Raw genomic sequence first — 18,139 nt, forward strand, 5'->3', positions numbered from 1 at the left:
ACAAAGCGGTGTGCCGGAAACGCACCTGCCTAATAGATGTACTTCTAAGCTCTAGGCGAGCACGTGGTGGAGGTGAGCTATGACGGTCGAGGCGGTGACCCATCCCGAGTCCGGAGCACTGTGGACGGGATCGGGACCGGCGCCCGCCGCCCGGCCCCCGGTGTCCATGATCGAGCGAATGACGCTGATATTGGACGCTTTCGACGGCTCGACGCCGACCCTGACCCTGCTCGGGCTCGCCGAGCGGACCGGACTGCCGCGCTCGACCGTGCATCGCATCCTGGACCAGATGATCCGGCTGCGCTGGCTCGCGCACGCGCCGGGCGGTTACCGGCTCGGCATGCGCACGCTGGAACTCGGCGGACTCGCCGCCGACCACAACGAGATTCGTGACGTGGTCAGCCCCCTGCTGCACGACCTCTGTCAACGCACCGGCATGGTCGGGCACCTGGGTGTGCTCGACGGCCGCGAGGTGCTCTACCTGGACAAGGCGGGCGGCCGGTTCGCGGCGAACGTGCCGACCCGGCTCGGCGGCCGGATGCCCGCGCACAGCACGGCGCTGGGCAAGGCATTGCTCGCCTCGCTGGAACCGAGCATCGTGGAGACCTCGTTCCGCGATCGACTACCCCAGCTGACGCCCCGAACCATCTGTGACAGAACAGATCTGCATCGCGAGCTCGGCAAGATCAGGCAGCGGCAGGGTGTCGCGGTGGACAACGAGGAATCGGTCCCCGGCATCGCCTGCGTCGGCGTGCCGATCCGCGGCCGCGGCGCGGCGGTAGCCGCCCTCTCGCTTTCGGCGCACCTCGATGGCACGCGAAAAGCCCTCGACACCACCCGCCTTGCCCGCGTCCTCATCGAGGTGGCGCACGAGGCGGGTCGTTCCCTGTTCCCGCGCCACGCCCGCTGGCGCTGAACGCGAAACCCCGCACCGGCGTCGGTGCGGGTGGCCGGTCAGTGCGGGATGGCGTCGATGATGGCGCGGGCGCCTTGGCGGAGCAGGTCCGCGCCCACGAAGAAGCCCAGTGCCTGGGGATCCTCGGGGACGCCCCAGTGCTTGGAGTCGAGCCACTGCGCGCCGTCGGCGCTGAAGACCTTGCCGTGCAAGGTCAACCGGCCGGCGCGGTCGGTGGTGGCGTAGCCGGCGATGGGGGAGTTGCAGTGGCCCTGCAGGGCGTGCAGCATCGCGCGTTCGGCGTCGGCATGGCGGTGCGTCTCGGCGTGGTCGAGCTGAGCGCCGAACTCGCGCAATTGGCTGTCGTCGCTGCGGCATTCGAGCGCGATGATGCCCGCGCCGATCGGCGGGCACATGGTCTCGAGGTCGAGCGTCTCGGTGATCCGGTGCTGCTGGTTGACCCGGTGCAGGCCGGAGACCGCCGCGATCAGCACATCGATATGTCCCTCTTCGAGGCGGGCCAGCCGGGTATTGACATTGCCGCGCAACGGTTTGACCGTCAGGTGCGGGTAGTGCAGCAGCAACTGCGCGGTCCGGCGCACCGAGCTGGTACCGACCACGGTCCCGGCGGGCTGTTCGGCCAGCGGGGCGCCGTCGCGGGTGATCACCGCGTCGTGCACATCGTCGCGGGCCAGGTAACCGGCGAAGTGCAGCCCCTCGGGCACCGGAACGTCGCCCGGGATGTCCTTGAGGCAGTGCACCGCGAGGTCGGCGTCGTCCACGAGCAGCGCGTGGTCGAGCTCCTTGACGAAGGCGCCCTTGCCGCCGAGCTTGGACAGATCACCCATCCAGCGGTCACCCGCCGTGGTGACCTTGACCAGCTCGCTCTGCACGCCGAGTTGGCCGAGCAATTCGGCGACGTGCTCGGCCTGAGCCATCGCCATGGGGCTGGATCGGGTAGCGATCCGAATAATGCGCGTACGCGACATGTTCGGCACCTTACCCCCGCCCGAATTCCGGTGATCGAGGAGCCCGGCCCGGGGTGATCCGGGCCACGTCGCGTGCGGGATCTCGCGATGCGGTCGATCCCTGACCGCGCGGCAGCGGCGCGCCGACGATAAGGGCAGGTACAGCCACGAACACCAGCGGTTCCGGGCCATAGTCCGGTGCTACCGGCCGCGCCTATTACGACGGGCGGGACGTCACCAGGAGGCAAACATCGCAAAGCTCGAGGCGGCAGGCTCTCTGGTCGGGTCGCGGACTGGTGTCCGCAGGTGCACGGTGGCATGGGATGAGCGAGCCCTGGACCTCGCGGGCCTTCCGCGACAGCAGGTCGCTGAGCATCGGCTGCGGCGCCGACGCGGGTGTTGTCGCTGATGGACGGCTTCGCCGCACGCCGGCTCCGCCGTATTCCGCTGGGGTGCGCGGCATTACGAAGCCGACCGGCGGCGCCCCGGCGCCGGACGATTTCCGGTGGGCCGCCGGAGTGTCCAGGAGGATGCTGGGGATTTGCCCCACGCTTGCTGAAGTGTGGGCCTTTCACTGTGTAGATTTTTCGTTCCCGGCATGTGGGGCTCAAACGACTGCTTTCCTATGGGCGTCAGGATGGAGAGTCCATGAGCAGGTGAGCCGGAGTCGGGAGCGATGCACCGGATACCGATCAACCAGCGCCATGTGCGTTCGGGGTGGCTGTGGTCCGCTGCCGGTTTGGCGGCCATCGCGGGAATCGCCGTCTGGGTGACCAGACCGGAGCCGGTGCACTGCGACGTGCCCGACGCGCTGGCACAGTCGGCGGCGCCGTCGAATCCGTTGACCGCCAACAGTGTTTGGCCGTCCACCCTGCCGCCGGCGCAATCGCTATCCGTCGTCTCGGGCGAGGCGCGGTTCTATTCGTTCGGCAGGCGGGTCTCGTGCTCGTATCCGGATCTACCGTTGGACGGCCTCTACGTCGGCATGTCGACGGCCGAGTACGGCACCGCCGAGCGGTGCGGCGGCTACCTCGATGTGGCGGGGCCGCGGGGCTCGGTGCGGGTACAGATCGTCGACCGCTGCCCGGGATGTGCTCCGGGACAACTGGATCTGAGTACCGCCGCGTTCAGCCGGATCGCCGATCTGTCCGACGGTGTCGCCAAGGTCGGTTACACGCTGGTCCGCAACCCGGAGCCGGTCACCGAACTCACCTACGAGGTGAAGCCGGACGCCACAGCGACCTGGTTCTCGATTCTGTTCGCCGGGACCGGAAATCCCTTGCACGAGGTCGCTATTCGGCCCGCGACCGGCGGAGCGTGGCAGCAACTGACCCGGGGCATGGACAACTACTGGTCGATCTCGCGGGCTGGGCCGGGTCCGTTCGCCGCGCGCCTGACCGACATCCATGGCAACCGTGTCGAGATCGCGGGCATCACGGTGGAACCCGGGCTGCGGCCCACCGGGGCGCGCCTCTACCGCGAGGCGCCACCGGTGGCCGCGCCCGAGGCGAGTGCGCCGCCGATCAGCGCGCCGACCACATCCGCGGCCGCCTCGCGCGCGCCCTCGTCGAGCGCGGCACCGGTCGGCTGCAAGCCGTAGCTCACGCGCGAAGAGGTTTGCGTAACTGGCGGAATCGGCCGTCGACGAGCACGGGCCCGGTGTAGAGCAGGGCGTCTCCGGCCCCGTGGACGCGAATCGTCAGGTGCCGCGTCGCCGCGTACTCCTCGCCGCGCCGGTCGCTGCGGAACAGCACGTCGAGCACCTCGTCGGATCGTGCGCCCGCCGCGCGGAGCCGGTTCATCCTGCGCAGGTACGGCAGTTCGAGATCGATGGTGGCAGCGAAGGTACGGGCGACCAGCTCGACCGGGACCGGCGCGCCCGCGTGGTCGCGGATCTCCACCCGGGTTACCCCGGGGGCCACCGCGCCGCACAGCCCCTCGAGCATCACCCACCGGATGGCGAACGGGCGCGCGGTGAAGTCCTCTCGATGTCCGCCCGCGGTGGTGATGCTGAAGAGCACGAGCTTTCCGTCGCGGAAGACGAAGTCGGCCTCGTCGCCCGAATCGTGGTAGGCGAGCAGCCTGCCCGTGGTGGTGCCCGGCGCGATCCGCGCGCCCGGCCGCCAGCCGGAATGGGAAAGCTCCAGCACCGGTGTGCCGTTCAGCTCGGCCGCCCGATAGGCGTCGGCGAAGGCGTGCACCGCCGCGAGCCACTGCCGCCGGTGCGGCTCGTCGTCGTCCGGCTCGCGCTGGAGCCGTCGCTCTGCGCGACGGATCGTTGTACCGAGCAACGGCCCCCGCCGCCGGCTCCGATCGCACTTCTTCCACATTCTGCTGGCCTCGTTCTGTCGAGCTGTCCTTCGCCGACGAGGCCCTGCGCCGGGAACCGCTGCCGAAGGCTGCCCGAGCCTACGGGCGCGCCGCGGCCCCGACAACCATCGTGACCTGCGGAATGATCTGCCGATTATGTGCCGATCAGCGCAGTTTCGCGGCCAATGCCAAGCCCGCGGCTCGCCCGGAGAAGATGCAGCCGCCGAGGAACGTGCCCTCCAGCGCGTTGTAACCGTGCACACCACCGCCGCCGAAACCGGCCACCTCGCCCGCGGCGTAGAGACCGGGAAAAGCGCTGCCGTCCTGCCGGATCACCTGGGAGTCGAGATTGGTTTGCAAGCCGCCCAGCGTTTTTCGTGTCAGAATATTCAACCGCACCGCGATGAGCGGGCCCGCGGCGGGGTCGAGGATCCGGTGCGGCTTGGCGACCCGCCCCGCCTTGTCGCCGAAGTACTGCCGCGCGTTGGTGATCGCCATCAGCTGGCTGTCCTTGGAATACTTGTTGGTCACCTCGCGGTCCCTGGCGACGATCTGCCGCTCCAGCGTGTCCAGATCGAGCTGTGGGCCGCGGGCGATCTTGTTCATGCCCGCCACCAGCTCGCGCAGGTTGTCCGCGACCACGAAGTCGACGCCGTGCTGTTTGAACGCCTCGACCGGACCCGGCGCGCCCTTGGCGAGACGGCTCTTGACCGTGAGTTTGAGGTCCTTACCGGTGATGTCGGGATTCTGCTCCGACCCCGACAGCGCGAACTCTTTCTCGATGATCGACTGGGTCAGCACGAACCAGGAGTAGTCGTATCCGGTGGACAGGATCTCTTTCATGGTCGCGTTGGTGTCATAGCCAGGGAAACACGGTGCGGGCAAACGCCTTCCGTTCGCGTCGAACCACATCGAGGACGGGCCGGGGATGATGCGGATGGCGTGGTCGGGCCAGACCGGATCCCAGTTCACGATGCCTTCGGTGTAGTGCCACATGCGATCCCGGTTCACGATGGCGCCGCCCGCCGCCTCGGTGATGCCGAGCATCCGACCGTCCACGTGCGCGGGCACGCCGGAGATCATCGTCTCCGGGCACGCGCCGAGCCGCTCGACCGGCCAGTTGCGCCGGATCAGCTCATGGTTGTGCCCGATGCCACCCGAGGTGACGATCACGGCCTTGGCGCGGAACTCGAACTGGTCCACCACATTTCGCGAGGAGGCCTGACCGCGGGCGAGATCGGTCGGCTCCAGCACGCCGCCGCGGACACCGACGACCGCGCCGTCCTCGACGATCAACTCGTCGACCCGGTGCCGGAAACCGAAGTCGACCAAGCCGCGTCGTTCGCCGTCGAGCACCGGTTCGGCGAACACTCGCACCACCTCAGGCCCGGTGCCCCAGGTGAGGTGGAAGCGCGGCACCGAATTGCCGTGCCCGTCGGCGAACCCGCCGCCCCGCTCGGCCCAGCCGATCACCGGCGTGATCCGCAGGCCGAGTTCGTGCAGATAGTCCCGCTTCTCGGTGGCGGCGAAGCGCACGTAGGCCCGCGCCCACTGCCTGGCCCACAGGTCCTCGTCGTCGCGATCGAAGCCGGCCGAGCCGAGCCAATCCTGCAGCGCCAGTTCGTAGGAATCCTTGATGCCGAGCCTGCGCTGCTCGGGAGTGTCCACCATGAACAGCCCGCCGAGCGACCAGAACGCCTGTCCGCCCAGATTGTTGCGGTTCTCCTGATCGAGCACGAGCACCTTGCGGCCCGCCTTGACCAGCTCGTGCGTGGCGACCAACCCGGCGAGTCCGGCGCCGACGACGATCACGTCGGCCTGCTGTGCGAATCGGGTGCTGTCGGTCATCGTCATCCTTCGGTTTCAGTGCTGTAGGCCAGCACGACGTGGTAGATGAGTTCGGTGCGGCGCCTGCGCACCTCGCGGCTGCGCGGTTCCATCAAGACCTGCACGCTGGTGCCGTCGTGCACGGCGACGAGGGCCTGGCCGAGCGCCGCGGGATCGGGCACCGCGCGGCCGATCCGGGCCAGCCCGGCGACGACGGCGGGCATCAGCGCGGCGCTGATCGCCTCCTCGCGGGCGGCCATCACCCGGCGCAGCTCGGGGTTGCGCAGCGCGTGCGCGGTGAACTCCGCGGTGATCCGGTACCAGCCCGCATCGATGGGCACCGCGCGTTCCATGCGTTCGAGCGCGGTGTACAGATCGTCGTCGCCGATCAGCAGGTCGTCGAGGACGCGCTTGATATCGGCGAGCATGGCGGCCGAGCGCTGTTCCCACATGGCCAGGAACAGTTCGTCGAGCGAGACGAAATTGGAGTAGAACGCGCCACGGGTGAAGCCCGCGCGTTCACACACCCGTTCCACGGTGGCCTTGCCGAAACCCTCCTCGCTGAAGGCCTCGTACGCGGCGGTCAGCAGTCGTTCGCGAGTTTCGGCGCGGCGGCGGGTGACCCGGTTCGTCGCGGTTCCCGGTGGGGTGGACGACGCCATTGGCACCTCCTCTGGCGGGATCGGCCGCGCGGGAGGGCGGGACGGTCGATCGCTCGGATACAAGAATGTATTCAATACAGAAATGTATCAGAACCGGTGCGGAGACAGAGCGGAATCGCTCGAGTAGGGTCGAACGCAGCTCGAATGCCCGATCCGGCTCGACCCGGAGTCCTGGGGGACTTGGTCCTGTCTCATAAGTCCCATCCGGCGCCTCCGGTCGGACTTATGAGACAGGACCAGGAGAGTTCAGCATGAACGAGGTGGCGCGTTCGGCAACGATGACCGGATGGCGAGTGCGCCGTCCCGGGCCGATCGATACCGGCCCGTTGGAGCGAGTGCGCGAACCCGTGCCCGAGCCCGCTCCCGACGAACTGCTCGTGCGGGTGCTGGCATGCGGGGTGTGCCGGACCGATCTGCATGTCGCCGAGGGCGACCTGCCCGTGCATCGGGTCGGGGTGGTCCCCGGACACGAGGTGGTGGGGGAGGTGGTCGCGATCGGCTCGGCGGTCGGCGCGCGTGCCGACGCGCGGCCCGGCGCTGGCTTCGCCGTGGGTGATCGGGTCGGTATCGCGTGGCTGCGGCATACCTGCGGTGCGTGCAAGTACTGCCTGCGCGGGCTCGAGAACCTTTGTCCGCGTTCGCGTTACACGGGCTGGGACGCCGACGGCGGCTATGCCGAATATGCCACGGTGCCAGCCGATTACGCGCTTCGTCTGCCGGAGAACTACGCGGACGAGGAGACCGCGCCGCTGCTCTGCGCCGGCATCATCGGCTACCGCTGCCTGCAGCGCGCGCAGCTGCCGCCCGGTGGTCACCTCGGCCTGTACGGCTTCGGCGGCAGCGCGCACATCGCCGCGCAGGTCGCGCTGGCGCGTGGGGCCGAGGTGCACGTGATGACCCGCGACCCCGCCGCGCAGGAGTTGGCGTTGGCGCTGGGCGCCGCGTCCGCGCAGGGGGCGGCGGATCCGCCGCCGGTGCAACTCGATTCGGCGATCTTGTTCGCGCCGGTCGGCACGCTGGTGCCGCCCGCGCTGGCGGCGCTCGACCGCGGCGGCATCCTGGCGATCGCCGGTATTCACCTGAGCGACATCCCGGAGTTGAATTATCAGCGGCATCTGTTCCAGGAGCGGGAAATTCGCTCGGTGACCGCGAACACCCGGACCGACGCGCGTGAATTTCTCGCGCTCGCAGGCGAACACCGCATAGAAGTGACCACGCGGGGGTACTCCCTCGACAGGGCAGATCAGGCCCTGGCAGATCTCGCTCACGGACGCTTCACGGGCGCAGCGGTTCTCGTTCCGTAGAAAAAGATTTGCCAGGACACGATTCGGCGTTGAGTCCGCATCGTTCGGGTCGACTTCCTTGACGACCTACTCAGCCGTTCTTACCTTCGCAGATATAGCCGAGTGGCACTTGTCGCTGACAAGTGTCACTCGGCTTCTCACAACGGCGTGAGTGGGTGATCACGATGGCAAACCGGAAGGTAATTCATTTCGAAAAGTGGCGGGTGGTGCGAGTTTTCATCGTGCTACTGCTTGCCGCGGGTTTCGGAGCGACGACAGGATCGCCCGCGTGGGCGTCACCCTGCGCCGCGATCGACGTGGTAGTCGCACGGGGAACACAGGAACCCGGCTACCTCGGAGCCGCGGTCGGCGACCCGCTCTACAGCACGTTGCAGCAGGCGCTACCGGTGAGCTCCACCGCGTACCGCGTGAATTATCCTGCGGACCTGCTGGATCCGGCTTCGGTGAGTCGCGGCACCCATGACATGACCGGTCATCTGCTGTGGCAGGCGGCGGCGTGCCCGGACCAGCGGTTCATCCTGGTCGGCTATTCGCAGGGCGCGATCGTCACGCACGGGGTGCTCGGCACCGGCGTGGTGACGGTGCTCGGCGGCATGGCGGTGCTGCCAGGTGAGCTCGAATCGCGGGTGGCCGCGGTGCTGCTGTTCGGCGATCCGGTCCGGCTGATCGGCTGGAACGTGCCTGGCCATTACGCCTGGCGCACCGGAAACTACTGCACGGGTGGCGATCCGGTCTGCGGCGGTGGTCTCGACCCGGCGCAGCACGGCAACTACGGCTGGGCCATGTGGCCTGCCGCCGAGTTCGCGGCGGCGCGCGTCTGAGTTTCCCGCCGGGGAAATCCGCGGTGGGGCCGAACGGCCCCACCGCTTTCGGCATTTCATGCCGTCCCGCACATTCTCTGAAACACCGGTGGTCCTTTTCGGTTCGGACACGGTGCGGCGAAATCGCGTGGAACGCGGGGAGATCCGGCGGTGCGGCGGCGATCGGGCGTGATAGGAACAGCGAATGTCCGATGATCCCGACATCGCACAAGCTCGGGTATTTCTCGACTTGCTTGCTACCCACGCCCGCGCACTCACCCGCGCGATCACTGCCGCCGAACGGAATTCTCACACACAGCGGCTTACGGAACTCCATACCGAGTTGCGCACGGTCCGGCACCACATCGCCCGAATCCACTGTCGGTATCCCGATATAGTGCCGAACCGTCAGGCACGTGTCTGAACCGATCGCCGGAAATTTGCGAACGCCGGTCTCCCGGAATTGATATCCCGGTGACTACCACTGCAATCCGGGCACCACCCGCGCCACGCGCGCGGCCGGACCGGGCAGTGCCATCAGGGGCATGAGCACCGGCGCCAGCACGGTCAGTGGGCTGCGTCCCGGCCGGTCCGACTCCTCGACCGGTGTGGGCTGCTGCGGCGTAACCGCCTGCTTGCCCTGTGCCGCATGCGATTCCCCGAACATGCGGTAGCCCTGATGCAGGATGGTCCGCTTGAGTGAGGGCATCAGCAGATCGACCGCCTGGGCGAACGTGCCGACCGGGGTGTCGATGCGGTGCGGCCGATCCTCCAGCGCACGCACCACGATGGCGGCGGCCTGGTCCGGGTCGGGGACCGGCAGCGAACGGTAGAGATCGGTCGGGGCGATCATCGGCGTGCGCACCAGCGGCATCCGCACCGAGGTGAAAGTGATGCCCGCGTCGCGGTTCTCGACCGCGGCGATCTCGCTGAAGTTGTCCAGCGCCGACTTGCTCGCGACGTAGGCGGCGAAGCGGGGCACCTTGGTCTGCACGGCGATCGAGGAGATGTTGACGACATGGCCGAAGTGGCGCGCCCGCATCGACGGCAGCAGGGCCAGGATCAGCCGGACCGCGCCGAAGTAGTTCACCGCCATCGTCCGCTCGAAATCGTGCATCCGATCGGTGGAATTGAGCACCGAGCGACGGATCGAGCGACCGGCGTTGTTCACCAGATAGTCGACGTGGCCGTGTTCGGTGAGCACGGCGGCAACCAGTGCCTCGACGGCGTCCGCGTCGGTGATGTCGCACGGATAGTCATAGGCCACACCGCCTTCCGCGCGCACCGAGTCGGCGGCGTCGGCCAGATCGTCCTTGCCGCGGGCGACCATGAGGACGGTCGCGCCGCGCCGGGCGACGGCGTGCGCGGTGGCCAGCCCGATACCCGAGGACGCGCCGGTGATCAGCACGATCCTGCCGTCGAGTGGATCGTCGGTGACCGCGGCGCGGTCGTGCCGGGTGTCGAGGTGGCTGCGCCAGTAGCTCCAGAGCCGCTCGGCGTAGCTCTCGAAGGGCGGCACGCTCAGCCCGGAACCGCGTAGCTGGGCCCGGGTGGAGTCGGAGATGAACTCCGCGGTGAAGGAGGTGTGCGGTGCGACGGCCGCGGGAATGCCCAACTGTTCCAACAGGAAATCGCGCACCGAGGAGACGCCGGGCAGCTGGGCCAATCCGGTCAGCGCGACGGCGCTGCCGGGCAGCACGCCGATGCCGGTGGGCGCGCCCGCCGCCGCGGCGAGGGCGCCGTACACCGCGCTGAACGGCTGCGGTTCGGGGTTGACCAGGTGGAAGGTGCGACCGTCGAGGCCGGGGCGACGGATCAGCGTGGCCATGGCGGCGGCGACATAGTCGACCGGGACGATGTTGGTCGCGCCGAGGTCGGGCAGCGGCATCGGCAGATCCGACGGCAGCGCCGCGAGCTTGGCGATGGCGGAGAAGAAGTAGTAGGGACCGTCGATCTTGTCCATCTCGCCGGTGCGCGAATCGCCGACCACGATCGCGGGCCGGTACACCCGCCAGCGCACGCCCCGCGCCTCGCGCACGAGCCGCTCGGCGGCGAACTTGGTCCGGTGGTAGGGCGAGGTGAGCTGCTGGCCGAGGTCGAAGTCCTCCTCGAAGAACTTGCCCTTGTGGTCGCCCGCCACCGCGACGGACGAAACATGGTGCAGCACAGCGCCTGTCTCGCGCGCCAGGGCGATCACCGAGCGGGTGCCCGCGACGTTGGCGGCGTGCGCGGTCTCCTCGTCGGCGGTCATGTCGTACACGGCGCCGAGGTGGACCACGTGGTCGGCGGCCGGCGCCTCGCGGGTGAGGCCGAGCCCCGCCGCGGTGAGATCGCCGACCAGGGAGAACACCCGCTCGCCGCCCTGCCACGCGGTGGCCAGGTCAGCAAACTTCTGCAGCGACTCCGCGCGCACCAGCACATGGACAACGGCGTCGGGATCGTGGTCCAGCAGCTCTTGAACGACTCGTCGTCCCAAGAATCCGGTACCGCCCGTCACGATGTAGGTAGCCATCGTCCTCTCCTGCTGTTCACTCGAACCATCTTGTCGCACAAAGTAATCCGGCATGCAACGGTGAATGCGGAGATACTGGTCCGGCCCGCGATGTGCCCCCTGACGCGGTAACAGCGGTCGGGCCGAAAGTAGGAACCCCTTCGTCCTGACTTATAGGAAACAGTAATGGATTCCGCGCGACCCCGGCAAGCGTTCCGGTCGGTCTGCGGCTGTGGGACTGGTCACCTGTCTGCGCAGGTCAAAGGGTAAGTGTTACAACAATTTCCAGTTATACCTTCACTGGTCATTTGACCAGTTCAGGTCTGGCATCCGACTGGCTATCGCTTGTCGACGCGCGTGGCGGGCGGCCGCACCGCGGGGTTGTCCCGGAAGTAGTCCTCGAAGGCGGCCAGATCGGTCGGTCCGGGGACGCTGTCGGTGCCCTCGGTGAAGACCGCGAAGCCGTCGCCGCCGGTGGCCAGGAAGCTATTGGTCGTGATCCGGTATGTGGCAACGGGATTGAGTGGCTGGCCGGCGATCCGTACGCTGTCCGGCACGACCTTCGCGCCCTGCGGTGCGGCATCGCGGTAGGCGTAGGTGATGCCCGCGGGAGAGAGCACGGCGGGCTTGCTGGCGTTGGTCCACTGCTGTTCGAGCAGGCGCAGTACCTGCTGCCCGGTGAGGGTGAGCGTGACGACCTGGTTACCGAACGGCTGGACCGTGAAGAGGTCGCCATAGGTGACCGGACCCGCCTTGATGTCGGCCCGCACGCCGCCCGGGTTCATGAACGCCGCGACCGCGCCTGCCGGTCCCGCGGTGGCCGCGAGCATCGAATCGGCGATCACGTCGCCGAGCGGCGCGGTGCCCGAGGGGCCAGGGTCGTGCGACAACACGGCACCGGCCGAGCCGACCACCCGCGCGGTGCGCGGCCGCGCCTGTTCGGCGTAGAAGTCGACGAGCGCGGTGGTCGGACCGTCCGGGGTCACCTCGCGGGTCACCACCCGGTTCACCGCGGACGCCTGCACGCCGTCCGCGGCGAAACGCAACGTGAGATCGGTGACGAGTCTGCCGTAGGAGGCGGCCTGGGTGACCACCTTGCCCGCGATCGTGCACACGTACGGCTGGTGGCTGTGCCCGGTGAACAGTGCCTTGACTGCCGGATCGATGGCCGTGGCGAGGGCGGTGACGTTCGGGCTGATGTCGGCGCAACCGTTGTAGTCGACCGGGACGTCCTTTGGCGTCTGCTGGATGCCGCCGTCGTGCATCAGGGCCACGATGGTCTCGGCGCCCGCGGCTGTCAGTTCCGGCACGTAGCGGTTGATCGTCGCGGCCTCGTCGTCGAATCGATAGCCCCGGATGCCTGCGGGCAGCACCAGATTGGTGGTGTCGGGAGTGACCGTGCCGATCACGCCGATCTTGTGCCCGCCCACCTCCAGCATGGTCCACGGCCGCAGCGCGGGCGGCAGCTTGCCCTCGGCGTCGGTCACGTTCGCCGCCAGGTACGCGAACTTCGCGCCGGTGAACGGCGCGCCGGGCGAACAGTCGTCCAGCGCGCAGCCGCCCTGCTGGATCCGCGCCAATTCGAGGACGCCGTCGTCGAATTCGTGGTTGCCGACCGAGGAGGCCGCCATCCCGATGTTGTTCAGGAAGGTGATGGTCGGCTCGTCGTGGAAGAGCCCGGAGACCAGCGGGCTGGCGCCGATGTCGTCGCCGGCGGCGACCACCGCGCTGGCCGGATACGCGGCCCGCAAGCGGGCGAGGTGGGTGGCCAGATAGGCGGCACCGCCCGCGTCGTGGCCCGCGATCTTGCCGGTCGAGCCGGCCGGCGGCTGCAGGTTGCCGTGCAGATCGTTGAGTCCGAACAGATGCACCTCGTCGGGCCCGGCCGCGGGCAGGTCATCGGTCGAGACCAGCGGCACCACCCCCGGCACGCTCGACGCGGGTGCGGTGCCCGGATCGGACCCCGCGCCGCACCCGGCGACCAACGCGGTGCTCAGGAGCCCGGCAACGACCACGGCAAAGCGACGGCGCGCGTTCATGTTCTGACTGTCCCACGGCTGCCCGGCCGAGGCCACCGCGCACACCGGAGCCGTCGCTGTTCGCTCTGCGCTCTCGTCGAGTTCACGGGAAATTCCGATCGGGTGGCTAGCCATGAAGTGAAACGCTTTTGTCCCGCAGTGCACACGATCGGAGTGATGGTCACCATGACGAGTTCGATGACACGACGCGATGCGATGAAACTGTTCGGTGCCGCAGGCGGCGCGCTCGCCGCCGCGACGGCGATGCCGTCGGCCGCCGCGGCGCCCGCGGCCGGGGAGATTCGGGTACTCGCCATCAATATCTGGATGGGTGCGAGCAAGATCGCCGATGGTATCGGCCTGGTGACCGATCTGATCATCGATACCCGCGCCTCGGTGGTGCTGCTGTCGGAGGCGAACAAGGCGACCGCGCAGATCGCGGCCGCGCTGGCGAAGAAGGGCCACAAGTTCGAGGCGGTCACGTCCGAGGACACCGGCGTGCTCTCGGCGTTTCCGGTCGAGCAGAGCGCGGATCAGGGCTGGATGGTCAAGGCCCGGTTGAACGTCGACGGCAGGCGGGTAACCGCCTATGCCGCGCATCTCGAATATCGGTGGTATGCCACGTATCTGCCCCGCGGTTACGGCGCCGGCGTGCCCGTGCCGGGGGAGTTCTCCGAATTCGGCTGGAAGAAGCTGCCGGGCGGCCCGGTGACCGATCCCGCGACGGTGCGGCGGGTGAACCTGGCCTCCGGCCGCCCCGAAGCGATCAGCGCCTTCATCGAGGATGCGAAAGCCGAAGCGGCGGCGGGTAGTTCGGTGCTGATGGGCGGCGACTTCAACGAGCCGTCGGCGCTGGACTGGACGCAGGCGGCGGCGAACCTGTTCGACCACAACGGCGTGGTGCTGCCTTGGGAGAGCACCCGTCGGCTGCAGCAGGCCGGGTTCGTCGACGCCTACCGCTCCCGCTATCCGGACCCGGTGACGCACCCGGGCTTCACCTGGCCCGCGAGCAATCCCGACGCGCGGGTCGACCAGCTCACCTGGGCGCCCGAGTCCGACGAACGCGACCGCATCGACTACATCTTCGCCGGACCCGGTGCCGCACTGCGCCTCAGCGAGGTGGGCATCGTCGGCCCGCGCGGTTCGATCGTGCGCAATACCCGGCAGGACGAGAATACCGAGGACAATTTTCTCGCCACGCCGCGCAAATGGGTGACCGACCACAAAGCGGTCCTGGCCACCTATCAACTCACTTAGTACTGCGCCGCGCCGGTTTCCGGCGCGGCGCACCGAGGTGTGCGGGAGTTTCCCGAGCGACCGGTTGGTGAATGTAATACTGCGTAGCCGAGCGGCAGTCGAATGTTCACGACCATTTTGGAGGGTTCGGGTCTTTGAAATTCTCACGCACGACCTCGATGGTGACCTGTGCGCTCGGCGCCGCGTTGCTGGTGCTCGGCCCGGCGACGCGCGCCGACGCGGTGCTGTTCGGTGTGGCGATCGAAGCCGACGAGCACATCTGCGACGGTGCCGACCACGACGAGCGCTGGTATCAGGAAGTCGGTGAGTGGCTGGAGCTCTCGCCGTTGAACTTCGACAAACCGGTGCACACCGAAACGCGGCGGTTGCTCTACGGGAATCCGGCATTTGACAAAGACACGCGAAACGCCATGTGCGCGGGCGAGGCCGCCTTCAACGAAAAACTCCAGACGGTCATCACGGAGAGTTACGTGATCGGAAATCTGCAAGAGCTGTGTGAGACCAACGAAGGCCTGCTGCGTTATATGAAGCGGCGGTCCGCGGTATTCCAATGGATCACGGTCAACGATTGGAACACGCCGAAACCGCCCGCGCCGACCTGTCTGGCCTGACGCGGTCAGTGCAGTAGTCCCGCCACCGCGTCGGCCATGTTGGCGCGGAAGGCGGTGGGCGAGAAGGTCTGCGCGTGCGCTCGGATGAGCTCGGTCCGGTAGTCGGACGGGTCGCAGTCGCGCATGGCCGCGGCCAGGTTGGCCACGACGGCTTCGTCGTCGCCGTGCGCGACGTGCGCACCGGTCACGCCCGGCCGGACCGTGTCGAGTGCGCCACCGCGATCGACCGCGAGAACCGGGGTGCCACAGGCCATCGCCTCCACCGGCACGATGCCGAAATCCTCGACGCCGGGCATCAGCAGCGCGCGACAGCGGCGGTAGGCATCGACCAGGACCTCGTGCGCGGTCGCACCGAGGAAGGTGGTCTCCGGCCCGGCGAGGCTTTCCAGCTGCGCGCGAAAGCGACCGTCGCCCAGCACGACCAGCCGGCAGCCCGCGCGCTGGGCCGCCCGAATGGCCAGATCCGGGCGCTTGTACGGCACCAGCCTGCCCGCGAAGAGAAAGAAGTCCTCCCGCGGTATCGCGGCGTCCGGGGTGAAGTTGTCGATCTGGACCGGCGGATAGACGACGGTGGCGGGCAGCCCCCACCAGTCCCGCACCCGCGCGGCGACCGCGCGGGAATTGGCGACGATCTGGGAAAGCTGAGGCGCGGCCCGCAATTCGGCGTGCCGGGCGAGGCTGCCCAGCGCGGCGAGCGCGAGCTGACCCGCCGGACCGCCTGCCTCGCGGGCGCGGAACTCGCGGTCCCATGCCCAGCGAGCCGGACTGTGCACGTAGGCGAGGACCGGCGCGTCGGTGGCGAGCGCGGCCTGGATGGCGAAGGCGTGATGGCTGATGACCACGGCGTCGAAGCGCCGCGCGAGGGGCAGGCGGCGCAGTGCACGCGGCGCGAAGGGCAGTAGCGGAGCGTGCGAGCGGCGGCCGGTGGCGGCGTAGGCGCGGCTGAGCCAGGTATCGTGCACCGTGGTCAGCGGCGGGCGCACACCCGCCGGATCGACGATCGGGGCGAAAACCTCCGTATGTGCCCAGGTTTCGGCCAGCTCGCCCACGACGGCCTCGGAGCCGCCGAATTCGGTGAACCGCTCGTGCACGATGGCGACCCGTGGGCCGCTCATCGGTTCGGCCTGGGAAGCCGCGGTGCGGCAAGGACTTCGAACGTGGCGGCAGCGGCATGCACCCGCTGCGTCATGGCACGCACCGCAGGTGTGCCACGACTGCAAAGTTGCACACCGTGCCATTCCGGCGGGTGTTTCGACACTCGAATCGCCATGCTGGGCCGCCTCATTCGTCCTCGGGCGCGATTCTGCGCGGTGCCGCGGTGCGGCGGATGGCGGGCGCGACCGGACGGCCGACGAGCAGTCCGTCCACGCTGCCCTGGTCGATGGCTTTGCGATACACCGCGGCGGCCTCGCGGCAGGCCGCGATGGTCTCGTCGATGGCGTCGTCGGTGTGCGCGGCGGAGGTGACGAACGACTGCCCGAGCACGCCGCGCTGCAACAACTCCTGCAGGAACAGTGTCCGGAACTCCTGGGAGGGGCGGCCGTTCGAATCGCGGGTGACGAAGATCAGGCACGACGGGCGGCCGAGCACCTGGAGGTGGTCGGCGATACCGAGATCGGCGGCGATCGCGTTGACCCCGTCGGCGAGGCGCTGCCCGGCCCGCTCCATGCGGGCGATGGGATCGCCGGTGCGATAGGCGCGGACCACGGCGCGAAACGCGGCCAGTGCCGCCGTTTCCGGTCCATGGGTGGTGGACAACAGGAACACCCGGTCGTCGTCGGTGCGCAGGCCGCCGAGCTCCATGAGTTCGCGCCTACCGGCCAGCGCGGAGAGCGGGAACCCGTTGCCCATCGCCTTGCCCCAGCACGACAGGTCGGGCCGGACGCCGTAGACCGCCTGCGCGCCGCCCGCGGACCAACGGAAGCCGGTGATCATCTCGTCGAACACGAGCAGCGCGCCGTGCCGATCACACAGGGCGCGCACGCCGAGGAGGTAGCCGGGCGCGGGTTCGGCGAGCGCGGTCGCCGCCTCCATGACGACCGCGGCGACGCGACCCGAATCGAGCACGGCGGCCAGCGAATCGAGATCGTTGTAGCGGAAACGCACGGTGTCGGCCGCGCTCGCGGCGGGGATGCCGCGGCACATCGCGGTGGCGCCGATGAACCAGTCGTCCACCGAGAAGAACGGCTGATCGCAGACGGCCAGCGCGGTCCGGCCGGTGGCGGCACGGGCCAGGCGCACCGCGGCGGTGGTCGCGTCGGAGCCGTTCTTGGCGAACTTCACCATGTCGGCGCCCGGCACCAGGTCGAGAAAGTCCTGTGCGGCCAGCAGTTCCAGCTCGGTCGGCCTGCTGAAGCTGACGCCGTCGGCGATCGCGGCGCGTACCGCGTCGAGCACCGGCGCGTATCCGTGCCCGAGGGTGACCGACCGCAGGCCCATGCCGTACTCGACGTAGCGGTTGCCGTCGGCGTCCCACACCCGGCATCCGTTGCCACGCACCAGTACCGGGGCCATGTGCTCGGGATACTGGTCGGCGCCCCTGGCGTAGGTGTGCGCGCCGCCGGGGACCAGCTCGTGCAGGCGGGCCTGCAGCGCGTTGCTCCTGGCGAAGCGGCCGTGCGGCGTCGCTGGATGATCGGGATCGGACGCCATGGTGATCTCCCCGCGGTCGGACACGCTGACCCGTGCGAATCCTCCGGTGCGCGACGGGTTCTGCGCATCACTGTACGTGCGGGCCCGCCGGATTGTCCGCGCAACGACGGCAGTGCCGCGCAGGCCACAAAGCGGCCGGTCGGTGTGGCCGAACGGCGGTGATGACCGCGACTTTGCCCAGTAGCCAACGCGTTCGAGTCATGTGTCGTCCTCTGCTCGGCGGTGTCCGCGCCACCGTAAGGAACGCGCACGGGGCGATTCGGGCTTCGCCGGAAACGGTCGGAAAGATTGTCCGCGTGCCCGATCCGGCGCGGATCGGCTCGATCGCGCGCCTATAGACCGCT

At 68.8% G+C, this 18,139-nt stretch carries 14 protein-coding genes; 6 read left to right on the forward strand and 8 right to left on the reverse strand.

The annotated features are described in order from the left end of the window. Nucleotides 1-79 precede the first annotated feature (79 nt). Entirely contained in the window at nucleotides 80-916 is an 837-nt protein-coding gene (locus F5X71_RS15980; protein WP_167462680.1) for an IclR family transcriptional regulator, read from the forward strand. A gap of 38 nt (nucleotides 917-954) precedes the next feature. Here F5X71_RS15980 and hemC read toward each other — a convergent pair whose 3' ends face one another. Next, a complete protein-coding gene (gene hemC / locus F5X71_RS15985) occupies nucleotides 955-1,884 on the reverse strand; it encodes a hydroxymethylbilane synthase (RefSeq protein ID WP_167462681.1) in 930 nt (309 codons plus the stop codon). Between the two features lie 655 nt (nucleotides 1,885-2,539). Between hemC and F5X71_RS15990 the strand changes: the two genes are divergently transcribed. Then, a complete protein-coding gene (locus F5X71_RS15990) occupies nucleotides 2,540-3,463 on the forward strand; it encodes an expansin EXLX1 family cellulose-binding protein (RefSeq protein WP_167462682.1) in 924 nt (307 codons plus the stop codon). Nucleotide 3,464: 1 nt separating this feature from the next. Here F5X71_RS15990 and F5X71_RS15995 read toward each other — a convergent pair whose 3' ends face one another. The 3 genes from F5X71_RS15995 to F5X71_RS16005 all read right to left on the reverse strand — a co-directional run bounded on the left by F5X71_RS15995 (nucleotide 3,465) and on the right by F5X71_RS16005 (nucleotide 6,662). After that, nucleotides 3,465-4,154, reverse strand: a complete 690-nt coding sequence (locus tag F5X71_RS15995) for a hypothetical protein (RefSeq protein WP_167462683.1) — start codon at nucleotides 4,152-4,154, stop codon at nucleotides 3,465-3,467. A gap of 184 nt (nucleotides 4,155-4,338) precedes the next feature. Next, nucleotides 4,339-6,027 (reverse strand): FAD-binding dehydrogenase, encoded by a 1,689-nt coding sequence (locus tag F5X71_RS16000; protein WP_167462684.1) that lies wholly within the window; start codon nucleotides 6,025-6,027, stop codon nucleotides 4,339-4,341. Continuing rightward, on the reverse strand, nucleotides 6,024-6,662 hold the full coding sequence (locus F5X71_RS16005) for a TetR/AcrR family transcriptional regulator (RefSeq protein ID WP_167462685.1): 639 nt from the start codon (nucleotides 6,660-6,662) through the stop codon (nucleotides 6,024-6,026). The genes F5X71_RS16000 and F5X71_RS16005 overlap by 4 nt, the downstream gene beginning before the upstream one ends. 278 nt (nucleotides 6,663-6,940) lie before the next feature. Here F5X71_RS16005 and F5X71_RS16010 point away from each other — a divergent pair, with 278 nt between their 5' ends. Further along, nucleotides 6,941-7,966: a zinc-binding alcohol dehydrogenase family protein gene (locus F5X71_RS16010; protein ID WP_194250773.1), complete on the forward strand. Its 1,026-nt coding sequence runs from the start codon at nucleotides 6,941-6,943 to the stop codon at nucleotides 7,964-7,966. Between the two features lie 164 nt (nucleotides 7,967-8,130). Next, the gene (locus F5X71_RS16015; RefSeq protein ID WP_275106785.1) at nucleotides 8,131-8,787 is read left to right on the forward strand and encodes a cutinase family protein; all 657 of its coding nucleotides are present in this window, start codon (nucleotides 8,131-8,133) and stop codon (nucleotides 8,785-8,787) included. 457 nt (nucleotides 8,788-9,244) lie between these two features. Here the strand turns inward: F5X71_RS16015 and F5X71_RS16020 are convergent, their stop codons facing one another. Next, on the reverse strand, nucleotides 9,245-11,278 hold the full coding sequence (locus tag F5X71_RS16020; protein ID WP_167462687.1) for an SDR family oxidoreductase: 2,034 nt from the start codon (nucleotides 11,276-11,278) through the stop codon (nucleotides 9,245-9,247). 317 nt (nucleotides 11,279-11,595) lie between these two features. Continuing rightward, a complete protein-coding gene (locus F5X71_RS16025) occupies nucleotides 11,596-13,296 on the reverse strand; it encodes a bifunctional metallophosphatase/5'-nucleotidase (RefSeq protein WP_238815921.1) in 1,701 nt (566 codons plus the stop codon). Nucleotides 13,297-13,473: 177 nt separating this feature from the next. Between F5X71_RS16025 and F5X71_RS16030 the strand changes: the two genes are divergently transcribed. Next, nucleotides 13,474-14,532 carry an endonuclease/exonuclease/phosphatase family protein gene (locus F5X71_RS16030; protein ID WP_238815922.1) on the forward strand — a complete coding sequence of 353 codons (1,059 nt, stop codon included), beginning with the start codon at nucleotides 13,474-13,476 and terminating at the stop codon, nucleotides 14,530-14,532. 185 nt (nucleotides 14,533-14,717) lie between these two features. Next, entirely contained in the window at nucleotides 14,718-15,143 is a 426-nt protein-coding gene (locus tag F5X71_RS16035; protein ID WP_167462688.1) for a hypothetical protein, read from the forward strand. Between the two features lie 5 nt (nucleotides 15,144-15,148). On the opposite strand, the gene F5X71_RS16040 is transcribed toward F5X71_RS16035, so the two are convergent. Beyond that, nucleotides 15,149-16,258, reverse strand: a complete 1,110-nt coding sequence (locus tag F5X71_RS16040) for a glycosyltransferase (protein WP_167462689.1) — start codon at nucleotides 16,256-16,258, stop codon at nucleotides 15,149-15,151. 166 nt (nucleotides 16,259-16,424) lie between these two features. After that, nucleotides 16,425-17,795 carry a glutamate-1-semialdehyde 2,1-aminomutase gene (locus F5X71_RS16045; protein WP_167462690.1) on the reverse strand — a complete coding sequence of 457 codons (1,371 nt, stop codon included), beginning with the start codon at nucleotides 17,793-17,795 and terminating at the stop codon, nucleotides 16,425-16,427. Nucleotides 17,796-18,139: the final 344 nt, after the last annotated feature.

This window comes from Nocardia brasiliensis (assembly GCF_011801125.1).
Lineage (GTDB): Bacteria > Actinomycetota > Actinomycetes > Mycobacteriales > Mycobacteriaceae > Nocardia > Nocardia brasiliensis_C.

Bases quoted from the DNA above. Each gene is read 5' to 3' on its own strand.
- F5X71_RS16040 (WP_167462689.1), bottom strand. From the start codon at position 16,258: ATGAGCGGCCCACGGGTCGCCATCGTGCACGAGCGGTTCACCGAATTC.
- F5X71_RS16030 (WP_238815922.1), top strand. From the start codon at position 13,474: ATGACACGACGCGATGCGATGAAACTGTTCGGTGCCGCAGGCGGCGCG.
- F5X71_RS16015 (WP_275106785.1), top strand. From the start codon at position 8,131: ATGGCAAACCGGAAGGTAATTCATTTCGAAAAGTGGCGGGTGGTGCGA.
- F5X71_RS16025 (WP_238815921.1), bottom strand. From the start codon at position 13,296: ATGAACGCGCGCCGTCGCTTTGCCGTGGTCGTTGCCGGGCTCCTGAGC.
- F5X71_RS16005 (WP_167462685.1), bottom strand. From the start codon at position 6,662: ATGGCGTCGTCCACCCCACCGGGAACCGCGACGAACCGGGTCACCCGC.
- F5X71_RS16010 (WP_194250773.1), top strand. From the start codon at position 6,941: ATGACCGGATGGCGAGTGCGCCGTCCCGGGCCGATCGATACCGGCCCG.
- hemC (WP_167462681.1), bottom strand. From the start codon at position 1,884: ATGTCGCGTACGCGCATTATTCGGATCGCTACCCGATCCAGCCCCATG.
- F5X71_RS16045 (WP_167462690.1), bottom strand. From the start codon at position 17,795: ATGGCGTCCGATCCCGATCATCCAGCGACGCCGCACGGCCGCTTCGCC.
- F5X71_RS16000 (WP_167462684.1), bottom strand. From the start codon at position 6,027: ATGACGATGACCGACAGCACCCGATTCGCACAGCAGGCCGACGTGATC.
- F5X71_RS16020 (WP_167462687.1), bottom strand. From the start codon at position 11,278: ATGGCTACCTACATCGTGACGGGCGGTACCGGATTCTTGGGACGACGA.
- F5X71_RS15990 (WP_167462682.1), top strand. From the start codon at position 2,540: ATGCACCGGATACCGATCAACCAGCGCCATGTGCGTTCGGGGTGGCTG.
- F5X71_RS15980 (WP_167462680.1), top strand. From the start codon at position 80: ATGACGGTCGAGGCGGTGACCCATCCCGAGTCCGGAGCACTGTGGACG.